This window comes from Pseudogemmobacter lacusdianii, from assembly GCF_030848395.1.
GTDB classification, from domain to species: Bacteria; Pseudomonadota; Alphaproteobacteria; order Rhodobacterales; family Rhodobacteraceae; genus Pseudogemmobacter; species Pseudogemmobacter lacusdianii.
Genome location: NZ_JAVDBT010000006.1, coordinates 49,033 through 62,665, shown reverse-complemented (window position 1 = coordinate 62,665; position 13,633 = coordinate 49,033). Strand labels below are relative to the sequence as shown.

At 64.7% G+C, this 13,633-nt stretch carries 6 protein-coding genes; 4 read left to right on the top strand and 2 right to left on the bottom strand.

The window, feature by feature from the left end; all coding sequences use genetic code 11:
• Window positions 1–125 precede the first annotated feature (125 nt).
• From Q9295_RS07575 to Q9295_RS07560, 4 genes are read left to right on the top strand one after another with little or no spacing between them, the layout of a single operon-like run.
• The gene (locus tag Q9295_RS07575) at window positions 126–6,461 is read left to right on the top strand and encodes a type I polyketide synthase (RefSeq protein WP_306679929.1); all 6,336 of its coding nucleotides are present in this window, start codon (window positions 126–128) and stop codon (window positions 6,459–6,461) included.
• On the top strand, window positions 6,462–7,460 hold the full coding sequence (locus Q9295_RS07570) for a glycosyltransferase family 2 protein (protein WP_306679928.1): 999 nt from the start codon (window positions 6,462–6,464) through the stop codon (window positions 7,458–7,460). It abuts the gene before it with no gap.
• A gap of 1 nt (window position 7,461) precedes the next feature.
• Entirely contained in the window at window positions 7,462–11,973 is a 4,512-nt protein-coding gene (locus Q9295_RS07565) for a MupA/Atu3671 family FMN-dependent luciferase-like monooxygenase (protein ID WP_306679927.1), read from the top strand.
• Window positions 11,966–12,604, top strand: a complete 639-nt coding sequence (locus Q9295_RS07560; RefSeq protein ID WP_306679926.1) for a 4'-phosphopantetheinyl transferase family protein — start codon at window positions 11,966–11,968, stop codon at window positions 12,602–12,604. Before Q9295_RS07565 ends, Q9295_RS07560 begins: the two co-directional genes overlap by 8 nt.
• On the opposite strand, the gene Q9295_RS07555 is transcribed toward Q9295_RS07560, so the two are convergent.
• Entirely contained in the window at window positions 12,605–12,835 is a 231-nt protein-coding gene (locus Q9295_RS07555; protein ID WP_306679925.1) for a formate dehydrogenase subunit delta, read from the bottom strand. It lies immediately after the preceding gene.
• Window positions 12,816–13,631: a formate dehydrogenase accessory sulfurtransferase FdhD gene (fdhD, locus tag Q9295_RS07550; RefSeq protein WP_306679924.1), complete on the bottom strand. Its 816-nt coding sequence runs from the start codon at window positions 13,629–13,631 to the stop codon at window positions 12,816–12,818. The genes Q9295_RS07555 and fdhD overlap by 20 nt, the downstream gene beginning before the upstream one ends.
• Between the last annotated feature and the right edge of the window lie 2 nt (window positions 13,632–13,633).

The following is a 13,633-nucleotide window of genomic DNA, read 5'->3' as shown; positions in this document are numbered from 1 at the left end:
GGGGCTTTGGGTATCGCATTGAGTTAAAATAAGTTAATTTGCCCCGGCCTCTTGGCTCTTTGAACTAAGGCGCGGCCGTGCCTTTGAGATTCGCGCCGCTGAGGCAGACCGCAAGGACGTTTTGGATGACCCCGACGACCGATGTTTCCGGCCTGAGTGAGACCGACATTGCGATTGTCGGCATGGCGGCGCATCTGCCGGGGGCGCCGGATATCGCGGCCTATTGGCAGAACCTTGCTGGGGGCGTTGAATCGATCCGGGTGCTGAGCGAGGCCGAGCTTTTGGCGGCGGGGGAAACTCCGGCCCGGATGCGGCGGGCGAATTACGTCCCCTCGGCGGCGGTGCTTGAGGGGTTCAAAGAGTTCGATGCCGAGTTCTTTGGCTTTTCGCCAAAAGAGGCCGCGATCCTTGATCCCCAGCACCGGCATTTCCTCGAGGTGGCTTGGGAGGCATTGGAGAACGCGGGCCACCCGCCCGAGGCGTTTAAGGGCGCGATTGGCGTCTATGCCGGTTGCGGCATGGGGTCGTATTTCTACTTCAACCTCTGTTCAAACCGCGATCTGGTCGATCAGACCGGCATGTTCCTTCTGCGCCATACCGGCAATGACAAGGATTTCCTCTCGACCCGCGTCAGCCATATCCTTGACCTTAAGGGGCCGAGTGTGAATGTGCAGACCGCCTGTTCGACCTCGCTTGTGGCGGTGCATTACGCGGCGCAGGCTTTGCTCTCGGGCGAATGCGATATGGCTTTGGCCGGGGGCGTGACGATCGAACTGCCCCATGCGCGCGGCTATCTGCATCAAGAGGGCGAGATCCTGTCGCCCGATGGTCATTGCCACGCCTTCGACCACCGCGCCCAAGGCACGGTTTTCGGCTCCGGCGCGGGCTGTGTGGTCTTGCGCCGCGCCAAGGATGCTGTGCGGGACGGCGACCATATCTGGGCGATCCTCAAGGGCTCGGCGATCAACAATGATGGCGCGGCGAAGGCGGGGTATCTCGCACCTTCGGTCGATGGTCAGGCGGCTTGCATCGCCGAGGCGCAGATGATCGCCGGGGTAAGCGCGGATACGGTGAGCTATGTCGAATGCCACGGCACCGGCACCTATCTGGGCGACCCGATTGAGGTCGCCGCGCTGACCCAAGCCTTTGCCGAAAGCGCCGAGACTGTCGGCACCTGCCGCATTGGTTCGGTCAAGACCAATATCGGGCATCTCGACACCGCCGCCGGGGTGGCGAGCCTGATCAAAGTGGCGCTCTCGCTGCATCATCGGCAGATCCCGGCCTCTTTGGGCTATGAAGCGCCGAACCCTTCGATTGATTTCGAGACCAGTCCTTTCCGGGTCAATGATCGCCTGACGGAATGGCATGCGCCCTTGCGCCGCGCCGGGGTGAACAGCCTTGGCGTGGGCGGCACCAATGCCCATGCGGTGCTGCAAGAGGCACCTTTGCGGGCGGCGTCCGAGGACAGCGATTGGCCGTTCCAGCCCTTGGTGATCTCGGCCCGCTCCAAAGCGGCGCTTGATGCCCAAGCCGCCCGGCTTGCGGCGCATCTGCGCAGCCATCCGGACCAAAGCTTGGCCGATGTGGCTTGGACCTTGAAAGAGGGGCGCCGCGCTTTCGAGAAGCGCCGGGTGATCGTGGCCGAGAGCCATAGGCAGGCCGCAAGCCTTCTGGAAGGGGCCGATCCGCGCCGGGTCTTTAACCATGACCATCTCGGCACCGCGCCCGAGGTCATCTTCATGTTCCCCGGCGGCGGCGCGCAATATGCTGGCATGGCGCGCGACCTTTACGAGACCGAGCCGGTCTTTGCCGATTGGATGGACCGGGGTTTGGCGGTGCTAGAGCCGCAGCTTGACTATGACATCCGCGCGCTTTGGCTGCCTGAGCCGGGGGCCGAGGCTGCGGCGGATGCGGCGCTGAAACGCCCCTCCGTTCAGCTGCCGCTGATCATGATCACAGAATTTGCGCTGGCCAAGCTTTACGAAAGCTGGGGCGTGACGCCCGGCGCTTTGGTCGGCCATTCGATGGGCGAGAACACCGCCGCCGCCTTGGCGGGGGTGATGAACTTTGAAGACTGCATCGGCCTTGTGCTTCTGCGCGGTCAGCTTTTCGACAGCATAGCGCCGGGCGGCATGCTCTCGGTCCCGCTGGAGGAAAGCGTGCTGCGAGAGCGGATGGCCGAAAACCCGGATCTCGACATGGCTTCGGTCAATGCGCCGGGGCTATGCGTGGTCTCTGGCCCCGATGCTGCCTTGCAGGCCTTGGCCGCGCAGCTCAGCGCCGAAGGGGTTGAGACGCAGCGCATCGCGATCGACATTGCCGCCCATAGCCGCATGTTAGAGCCGATTTTGGAACGCTTCGGCGCCTATCTGCGGGCGATCCCCCTGCACGCACCGCAGCTGCCGATTGTCTCCAACCGCACCGGCCAGCCGCTCACGGCGGCGGAGGCGACCAGCCCCGATTATTGGGTGCAGCACCTGCGCAATACGGTGAATTTCCGCGCCTGCATGGAGAGCCTTTCCCAACCCGGCCGGGTCTTTATGGAGATGGGCCCGGGCCGGGCGCTGTCGTCGCTGGCGCAGGCGAATGGTCTTGCGGCGGGGCAAGTGATCGCGGCGCTGCGGCACCCCGAGCAGAAGATGGCCGATGATGCGTGGCACATCGCCACGATCGCGCGGCTTTGGGCTTGCGGCGTCAAGGTGGACTGGGCGCCGATCTGGGGCGGCAAACGTCGCCTGCGGGTGCCTTTGCCGACATATGCCTTTCAAAAGAAACCCTATTTCATTGAGCCGAGTGTGGCCTCGGCCCCGCAGGAAGACCCTCTGCCCGAGCGGATCGAGGATCTTGGCCAATGGGGTTGGCGGCCGCATTGGAAGCCCGAGACCACCAGCGCCGAGCTGGAAGATTTGCCCGAACTAGCGCCTCAAAACTGGCTCTTCTTTGCCGATGAGACCGGCCTTGCCGCCGCCAGCGCCGCGCGGCTGCGGCAGGCTGGGCATAAAGTCACCCTTGTCCATGCTGGCGACACTTTCGCCCGCAAGGGCAGCGATTACATCCTTTCGCCCGAACGGGGCCGGGAGGGCTATGACCTTCTGATCCGCGATCTTGTCGCCCGTGATCTGACGCCGCAACGGATTGCGCATTTCTGGCTGGTGACTTCGCGGGAAAGCTTCCGCCCCGGTTCAAGCTTTCTGCATCGCAACATTGAGCAGGGCTTTTACAGCCTGATGTTCTTGGCCCAAGCCATTGCTGATGAAGGGCTTTCTGGCCCGATCCATCTGACCACCCTCACCACCGGGGCGGCTCAGGTGAAGGCCGAGGCGCTGCCCTATCCTGAAAAGGCCATGGTGCTTGGCCCGCTGCGGGTGATCCCGCGCGAGGTGCCGGGGCTGGTGACCGGCAGTCTTGACCTTGGCCCCTTGCCGAAGGACCAAGCGCCCCTTGTCGAGCGCATCCTTGAAGAGCTGATCTCGACGCCGACCTTCGCCGCATTGCGCGGCGAGCGGCGCTACGGGCTGACCCTGCGGCCCGCGCCCTTGCCAAAGGCGGAAACCGATCTGCCGCAAGGCGCGCATGTGCTGATCACCGGCGGCTTTGGCGGCATTGGCCTGACTTTGGCCGAGGATCTGATCCGCCGCCACGGCGTCAAAATCACCCTGATCGCCCGCCGTGCGATGCCCGACCGCGCAGACTGGCCGCGTCTGCTGGCCAACCTCGGCCCCGATGATCCCACCGCCCGCCGCATCCTTGCTTTGCAACGGCTGGAAGCGCTTGGTGGCACGCTTCATATCGCGCAGGCCGATGTGGCGAACCTTGTCGAGATGCAGGCCGCCCGCGACGCTGGCGAGGCGCGGTTTGGCCCGGTGCATATGGTGATCCATGCCGCGGGCGTGGTCGATGACGGGCCGTTGCTGGCGAAAACCCCGGCCGAGGTGGAAGAGGTCTTTGCGCCAAAGCTCCACGGCACTCAAGTGCTTGAGCGGCTGTTCCCGGATGGAACGCTGGCCCATCTGATCCTTTTTGCCTCGACTTCCACCGTCACCGGCCCCGCTGGTCAGATCGATTATGTGGCGGCGAATGAATATCTCAATGCCTATGCCAAAAGCCGGAAGGGCTGCAAAACCAAGGTCTTGGCGCTGAATTGGGGGATTTGGACCGGGGTTGGCATGGCGGCAGAAAGCCTTGCCGATCGCGTCGGTCGCCCCTTGGCCCCGCGCCTGCCGATCAAGGCGCAGATGCTGGATGAGGCGGGCTTTGACGCCGCTGGCAACCGCATCTTCGCCGCCAAGATCGGCTTTGACCGCTGGGTGCTGGACGGCCACCGCACCAAGGACGGCACCGCTTTGATCCCCGGCACCGGCTATCTGGAACTCGCCGCCGAGGCTTGGCGCGCCCAAGGCGAGGCGGGCGGTTTTGAGCTGCGCGATCTGACCTTCTTCCGCGCGCTCAACATCCCCGAGGGCGAGGCCCGCGAGATCCGCGCCCGCCTGACGCGCAGCGATGAGGGCTATGGTTTCGACCTGCATTCCGCGCAAGAGCTGCAAGGTCGGCGGGGCTGGATGCAGCATGCCTCGGCCCGGCTTTTGCCGCTAAGCGCGGCTGCGCCAAGCATCGATCCCAGCGCAATTGCGGCGCGTCTGCCCGCGCCCGAGCGGGGCGAGGGGCTGCAAAGCCCGCAGGAAGCGCATCTTAGCTTCGGCCCGCGCTGGCGGGTTTTGACCAGTCGCACGACAGGCCAAGGGGAAGGGCTGGCAGAGCTCTCCTTGCCCGAATCCTTTGATTTAGAGCCTGAAAATGGCTGGCTTCTGCATCCCGCGCTGATGGATCTGGCCACCGGCTGGGCGATGGATCTGATCCAAGGCTACCGCCCCGATGCGCTTTGGGTGCCGGTCTCTTACACCAGCCTGCGCGCCTATCGCGCCTTGCCCGCGCGCATCCTCAGCCATATCCGCAATGCCGCCGCCAATAGCGCGGATCGCCCCACCGCCAGCTTTGACATCACCCTTGCCACGCCAGAGGGCGAGGTCTGCGTTGAGATCAAAGGCTTCACCATCCGCCGCTTGGAGGGTGCGCTTTCCTTCCCCGCGCCGGACGCCCGCGCTTTGGAATTTGATGAGACCGCCCGCCCGCTTTCCCCAGCGGAAGAGCGGCTGATGCACAGTTTCAGCCAAGGCATCCGGCCTGATGAGGGCGCCCGCGCCTTTGCCCGCGCGCTTGGCCTCAGCAACCCGCAAGTCATCCTCTCTTCGCTCGACCTGCCCGCTTTGGTGCGCCAAACCGCTGGGGCGGAAGCCCCGCGCGCGGAAAGCCAAAGCTTCGAGCGCCCCGATCTCGACAGCGCCTATGTCGAGCCGAAGACTGAGATTGAGCGCCGGTTGGTTGGCTTCTGGCAAGAGCTCCTCGGCGTTTCCCGCGTCGGGGTTGAGGACAGTTTCTTCGACCTTGGCGGTCATTCGCTGATCGCGGTGCGCCTTTTCTCGATGGTGAAAAAGGCCTTCCGCGTCGAATTCCCGATCTCGATCCTGTTCGAGGCGCCGACCATTGCCGCCTGTGCCAAGCTGATCGCCGATCAGATCGGCACGCCCGAGGATGAGGCCGAGCGTCCCACGACCCCGGCGCGCCGCTTCACCCATCTGGTGCCGATGCACCGGGGCGAGGGCGGGGCGAAAGCGCCCTTCTTCTTGGTCGCGGGCATGTTCGGCAATGTGCTGAACCTGCGCCATCTCGCCCAGCTTTTGGGCGGCGATCGGCCCTTCTACGGGCTGCAAGCGCGCGGGCTTTTGGGCGACGACACCCCGCATGACGATTTCACCGCCGCCGCCCGCGATTATATCGCCGAGATGCGGCAGGTGCAGCCGCAAGGCCCCTATCTCTTGGGTGGCTTCTCGGGGGGCGGGCTGATCGCATGGGAGATCGCGCGGCAGTTGGAAGCCGCAGGCGAAGAGGTGCCTTTGGTCATCTTGCTCGACACGCCTTTGCCGCTGCGGCCCAGTCTCAGCCGCAAGGATAAGGCCTTGATTAAACTGGCAGAGCTGCGCGCCAAGGGGCCGGGGTATCTGCTGGAATGGGCCCGTGCCCGCGCCGCATGGAAGCGTCAACAGGCTGAAGCCCCGCAGGCGCAAGCCGAGGTTGCCTTCCACGATGCCGCGATTGAGGCCGCCTTCCGCCGTGCCTTGCCGCGCTATGATCTGCGCCTGCGCCAAGGCGCCACCGTGCTCTTCCGCCCGCCGCTGGACCTGCGTTGGAAGGTCTCGGGCGGGGCATGGGTCTCTTCGGCCAAGGAATATGTCTTTGAAGACAATGACCTCACCCGCTTTGCCCCCGCTTTGCAGGTCTTTGAAGTGCCCGGAGATCACGATTCCATGGTGCTGGAACCCAATGTCCGCGTCCTTGCCACCAAGATGCGCGGCGTGATCGAGCGGGCCGAGACCCCGGCCCCCATGGCGCAGGCGGCGGAATAGATGGCGGGCCTTCTGACGATCATCCTCAATTGGCGCACCGCCGAGATGACCCTGCGCGCGGCCGAGGCGGCGCTGACCGCCCTGCAAGGCGTGGAAGGCGCGCTCACCATCGTTGATAATGACAGCGGCGATGGCTCGTTCGAGCGGCTCAGCGCCGAGGTTGTGGCGCGCGGTTGGGACAAGGGGCCGCAGGCGGTGCGGGTGCTGCAATCGGGCCGCAACGGCGGCTTTGGGGCGGGCAACAATCACGGCATCCGCGCCGGGATGCCCGATGGCAGCAGGCCCGACTATGTCTACCTTTTGAACTCCGACGCCTTCCCCGCGCCGGATGCGATCCGCGCGCTGCTGACCCATCTGCAAACCCACCCCGCCACGGGTTTTGCCGGGAGTTATATCCACGGGCCGGAGGGCGATCCGCATCGCACTGCCTTCCGCTTCCCCTCGATCCTCTCCGAGTTCGAAGGCCAAATTCGCTTCGGCCCGGTCTCAAAGCTGCTGGCCCGCCATATCGTGGCACGCCCGATCCCAACCGAGACGACCCGTGTCGATTGGCTTGCCGGGGCCAGCCTGATGATGCGCCAATCCGTGCTGGATCAGATCGGCCTTTTTGACGAGCGCTTCTTTCTCTATTTCGAGGAAACCGACCTTTGCCGCCGTGCGGCCTTGGCTGGCTATCCCACAGATTACGTTGTGGAAAGTCGGGTGATGCACATCGGTTCGGTCTCGACGGGGATGAAAAGCTGGCCGCGCATTCCGCGCTTTTGGCTCGACTCGCGACTGCATTATTTCACCAAGAACCACGGGCGCGCCTATGCGGCGGGGGCTAGCCTTGCAACGCTTGCGGGCGGCGCTTTGTGGCGGCTGCGGCTTTTGATCCAAGCCAAGGACAGGGGCGATCCGCCGCGCTATTTGCGAGACCTTACAGCGCATCATCTGCGGCATCTGCGCCGGAATGTGGGGCGGAGTGGCAGCGCGAAAGCTATGGGTAAGGACCATTGAGATGAGCTTTTCGGCCCTGCTGATCGGCAATGAAACCCTGACCCGCGCATGCGGCGCGCAGCTTTTGGCGCGCGGCCACCGCATCGCGGCTGTCGTCAGCGATGCCCCCGATATCCGCGCTTGGGCTGCGGCGCAGGGCGTGGCGGTTGAGGCCCCCGGCCCCGATCTCGCCAGCCGCCTGCCGCAGGCCGATTGGCTGCTCTCAATCGCCAATCTCACCGTTCTGCCGCCTGCGGTTTTGGCCCGCGCGAGCAAAGGCGCGGTCAATTTCCACGACGGCCCGCTGCCGCGCCACGCTGGCCTTAACGCCCCGGTCTGGGCGCTTCTGGCGGCTGAGGCGGAGCATGGCATCACCTGGCATCTGATCGAAGACGGCGTCGATCAGGGCCGCATTCTTGAGGAGCGCCGCTTCGCCATCGCCGAGGGCGAGACGGCGCTGACCCTCAACACCCGCTGCTTCGAGGCGGGGTTGGAGAGCTTTCCGGCGGTGCTCACACAGCTGGAAAACGGGCTGACGCCACGCGCACAATCCCCCGGCCTGCGCCAGTTGCACCGCAGGGCCGACCGCCCAGAAGCCTTTGGCCAGATTGACTTTACCCAAAGTTCAGCCTCGGTCGTCCGGCTGGTGCGCGCGCTGGATCACGGCCGCTATTGGAACCCTTTGACCACGGCAAAGATCGACACCGGCACCCGTGTCCTGAACGTTGGCAGCGCCACCGAGGCACTGGGGCAGGGCGCGCCGGGGGCCGTGCTTTCCGCCAGTGCGGAAGGCCTTGAGGTGGCCTGCGGCAGCGGTGCGGTGCGGCTGAGCGGCCTCAGCTGCCAAAGCCTTGGCGGCGCGATCTGCCCCACTACTGTCACCACCCGCCAACTTTCAGCTTTGGATGCCGAAACGCGGGCCGCCCTCACCGCCGCCCACCGCGCCCAAGCCCCGCAAGACGGCGCGCAGCGCCACGCCCTTGCCACGCTTGACCCGCTGCCGTTCGCGGCGACCAGCCCGACGCAGCCCGCCGATTGGCAAAGCCTGCCGCTCACGGGCGCTCTGCCGCATCTCGCCTTGGCGATGCTGCGGGTCTCGCGGCAGGTCTCTGGAGACATCGCCCGCGCCGCACAGCCGCTGCCGGGCTATCTTGCGGATTGGACGCCGCTGACCTTGCGGGCCGAGGCGATCGGCCCCGCGCTTGCAACGCTCACCGCCGCCCTTGCGACGAAACCTCGAGGCTGGGCCTTGGACCTCCTCACCCGCGACCCCGCCCTGCAGGGACTGCAAACCCCGCCAATCGGCCTTTCCGATCAAGGCTTTATCCCCGGAACCGCGCTGACCCTTGCCCCCGGCAAGCTGCATTTCGACGCGACCCGCCTGCCTGAGGCCGAGGCCCGCGCTCTTGCCGCCCGCCTCGACCACATCGCCAGCCAGATCGCCGCCGCCACGCCTGAAACCCAGCTCTCAACCCTCTCGCCCCTGACCGAGGCCGAGCTGAACGAGGCCGTGACCCGCTGGAACCCAACCCCGCGCGACCATGACCGCAGCCTGATGCTGCACACAGCCTTTGAGGCGCAGGTCGCCCGCACCCCCGACGCCCCGGCGCTGGTGTTTGAGGACCAAAGCCTCAGCTATGCCGCGCTCAACGCCCGTGCCAACCGCGCCGCGCATCGGCTGGTCGCGATGGGCGTGACGCCCGGCACTTTGGTCGGCCTTTGCGCCCGGCGCGGCTTTGATCTGGTGGCAGGCGCCTTGGCGATCCTGAAGGCAGGCGGCGCCTATGTCCCGATGGATCCCGCCTATCCCTCTGATCGCATTGCGCTTTTTGCCGAGGATTCCGCCTGCCCGGTGATTGTCACCCAAAGCGACCTCGCCCCACAACTGCCCCGCAATGTCCAGCTTTTGGCGCTGGATGATGACCTCTCCGCGCTGCCCGAGACCAACCCGCAAACCACGGTGCAGCCGCAAGACCTCGCCTATATGATCTACACCAGCGGTTCGACCGGGCGGCCCAAAGGCGTGCAGATCGAACACCGCAACGTGGTTAATTTCTTCACCGGAATCGACGATCGCGTCGGCACGGAACCCGGCACTTGGCTCGCCGTCACCTCGCTCTCCTTCGACATCTCGGTGCTTGAGTTGTTCTGGACTCTTGCGCGGGGGTTCAAGGTCGTCATCGCCTCGGATGAGACCCGAAGCCTAGTCTCCTCTGGCCCGATCACCTCCGCCCAAGGCATGGAGTTCTCCCTCTATTACTGGGGCAATGACGATGGCCAAGGCCCCAAGAAATATGAGCTTTTGCTCGAAGGCGCCAAGTTCGCCGACCGCAATGGCTTCACCGCGCTTTGGACGCCCGAGCGGCATTTCCACGCCTTTGGTGGCCCCTATCCCAACCCTTCCGTGACCGGGGCTGCGGTGGCGGCAGTGACCAAAAACCTTGCCATTCGGGCCGGATCTTGCGTCGTGCCGCTGCACCATCCGGCGCGGATTGCCGAGGAATGGGCGGTCATTGATAACTTAACGAATGGCCGGTCCGGCATCGCCATCGCCTCGGGCTGGCACCCCGATGACTTTGTGTTGCGGCCCGAAAATGCCCCGCCGCAGAACAAATCCGCGATGTATGCCGCCGCCGATCAGGTCCGGCGTCTCTGGCGCGGGGAGGGGGTGGATTTCCCCAAAGCCGATGGCAGCCTTTTCACCGTAAAGACCCAGCCGCGCCCGGTTTCCGCCGAGTTGGATATTTGGGTCACCACCGCTGGCAACCCCGAGACTTGGAAGGAAGCGGGCGCTTTGGGCGCCAATGTGCTGACGCATCTTTTGGGTCAAAGCGTTGAAGAGGTTGGACAAAAGGTCACGCTTTACCATGAGGCTTTGCGCGCCGCCGGGCATGATCCGGCGCGCCACAAGGTCACTTTGATGCTGCACAGCTGCATTGGTGAAAGCCGCGCTGCGGTGCGGCAATTGGCGGAAGCGCCGATGAAAGCCTATCTCGCCAGCGCCGCCGCTTTGGTCAAGCAATACGCTTGGGCCTTCCCGGCGTTCAAAAAGCCGCAAAATGCATCAAATCCGATGGATATCGACCTTGCGGCGCTCTCGGATGAAGAGAATGCGGCGATTCTCGACTTCGCCTTCCAGCGCTATTTCGACGATTCGGGCCTCTTCGGCACGGTCGAAGAGGCGCTGGCGCGGGTGGAAGAGCTGAAGCGCATTGGTGTGGCTGAAGTCGCCTGCCTGATCGATTTCGGCATCGCGCCCGAAGCGGTGATGCAAAGCCTGCCCGCCTTGGCCGAGGTGGTGCGCCGCGCCAATCAGGGTGGGCTCGCCGCCGACGATTTCTCGATCGCCGCGCAGATCACGCGCCACTCCGTCAGCCATCTGCAATGCACGCCTTCCATGGCGCGGATGCTGGCGATGAATGCCGACAGCCGCAGCGCTTTGTCCAATCTTCAGGCCATGTTGGTGGGCGGTGAGGCGCTTTCGGGTGGGCTGGTGGAAGACCTGCGCCGGGCAGGTGTGAAAAAGCTTTTCAACATGTATGGGCCCACTGAAACCACGATTTGGTCCTCGGTCGAAGAGGTGACCGAGACCGAGCCGGTGACCAATATCGGCCTCCCTCTCGCCAATCAGCAGCTCTATGTGCTCGACCCGCAGGGCGCGCCGGTGCCTTCGGGCGCCGAGGGAGAGCTTTGGATTGGCGGTGAGGGCGTGACGCGCGGCTATTGGCAGCGGCCGGAGCTGACCGCCGACCGTTACCGCCCCAATCCCTTCGCCGAGGGCCGGATTTACGGCACGGGTGATCTCGTGCGGCGGCGGGCGGATGGCAAGCTTGATTTCCTTGGCCGCGCCGATCATCAGGTCAAGCTGCGCGGCTATCGGATCGAGTTGGGTGAGATCGAGGCCGTGCTGGAACAGCAGCCGGGTGTGACCCAAGCCATTGTTATCGCTAGGGAAGACACGCCGGGTGATCTGCGCTTGGTGGCCTATCTGACCGGTCATGCGGCAGATCCTGCACTACGCCAAGCGCTGAAATCCGCGCTGCCTGAGCATATGATTCCGCAGCATTTCGTCACCCTTGCCGCGATGCCGCTGACGCCGAACCGCAAGGTGGACCGCAAAGCCTTGCCCGCGCCGCATGCCGCCCGGGCCCCGGCGGCGCAAGGCTTTGAGGCGCCGAAATCCTCGGTGGCCGAGGATTTGGCCGCGATCTGGGCGCGGGTTTTGGGGGTGGCGAAGGTCGGGGCCAAAGATAATTTCTTTGCCCTTGGCGGCCATTCGCTTTTGGCCGTGCAGGCGCATCGTGAAATCCGTGAAAGCCTTGCAGGGGCGAAGGTTTCGATCACCGACATCTTCCGCTTCCCGGTGCTCGAACAGCTGGCGGCGCATATCGAAGGACCGAAAGCCGCACCAATTACGACTGTGCAGCCGCAAGTCTTTGCAGCAACCCCACCCCAGCCGCAGGGCGAAACCTTGGCCGATGCGATGGAGCGGCGCCGCGCGATGCGCTTGGCGCGGCGTGGTGTAGATGTCTGAAAACGCTGAGCTTCTATCCCTCGCGCAAAGGCTTTTGCTGGGTGGTGTGGCGCTGGCCTGCGCCGATCCGCGCCAGCATTACCCGCTCTTGCCGGGCGAGACATTGCCGCAAGCAACGCCAGCAAGGCGCGCCGAGTTTTCCGCCGGGCGCCATGCTGCGCGGCAAGCTTTGCAGCATTTGGGCCTGCCGGGCCGCGCCATTCCGGCCCATGCAGACCGCTCGCCGCTTTGGCCTTTGGGGATCTCCGGCACGATCACCCACAGCCGCAGCGCTTGTCTTGCTGCGGTGCGGCATGGGGCGGGGATCGGCTTGGATCTGGAGGAAGCCGAAGGTTTAGAGCGCGACCTCTGGCCTTCGATCCTTAGTGAAAGTGAGCAGCTTTGGGCCTATGACCAACCCGATCCGGGCCTTGCTGCCAAGCTGATCTTCTGCGCCAAAGAGGCGGCCTACAAAGCGCAATACAGCCATTCCGGCCAGCTTTTCGGTTTCGAGAGCCTAAAGATCACCGTGACGGGCGAGGCCTTCACGGCAAGCTTCAACGAAAACATCGCCCCCTTTCGGAAAGGCGATGCGATCAAGGGCCGCTGGGGCCTCGCAAGCGGTCACATCCTGACCGCCGCTGCGCTTTGATCAGGCCGCAACCGGGCGGCGGATCAGGCTGGCGGCTTCCACCACCAAGGGGCGCAGACCCGCGCCACCATTATCCAGCACCGCAAAGAGATGCGTGCGCATGCGCGGCTCCCAGAAGTCATTGATATGCGCGGCCAAAAGCGTCAGCCCCTCTTGATGCGGCTTTGACTCCATGAACTGCGAAATCTGGTTCGCCATGCGGATGATTTTCTCAGCGGGGGTGGCCGACATGGGCGGGCTCCGTCACAATTCTATCGGTATGGGTAAAGGCCTCGAACCTATCGGGGCGGGCCAAAGCGATCAGGGTGATGCCGGCGCGCTCGGCCAAAGCCACAGCATCCGCCGTGGGGGCCGAGACGGCAATCACGATGCCGCAGCGCAAAGCTGCGACCTTTTGCACAAGGTCGATCGAGACGCGCGAGGTCAGCACCACCGCGCCTTGGGCGCAATCCGCGCCGGAACGCAAAGCCCAACCAGCCAGCTTGTCCAAGGCGTTGTGGCGGCCCACGTCCTCACGCGTCACCGCCAAAGCGCCGCCGGTCCAAAAGCCCGCGCAATGGGCCGAACGGGTGACATCATGCAAAGGCTGAAACTGCGGCAAAGCGGCAATCGCGGCCATCACTTGGCTTGGCGTCATCCGCAAACCGCCATGCGGCACCGGCTCAGGTTCGCGCACCGCTTCGGCAATGGAATCAATGCCGCAAAGCCCGCAACCCACCGGCCCCGCCATCGTCCGCCGCCGCGCGGCCAAGCGCGCCTCGGCCTCTGGCACCAGCCAGCATTGCACATCAATGCCGCCCTCGGTCTCGACCACCTCAACCGACTCAACCTCAGTCGGCACCGCAATGCCTTCGGTCAAAGCGAAACCATAAGCGAAATCAACCAGATCCGCCGGCGTCGCCATCATCACCGCTTGGGTTGAGCCGTTGAAAGACAAGGCCACGGCCCGCTCTTCAGACAGCATGCGCTCACCCGCCAAGGGGGCAGGGCCGAATGCCAGCCGAGGAATGGGCCGTGCGCCGATCATCG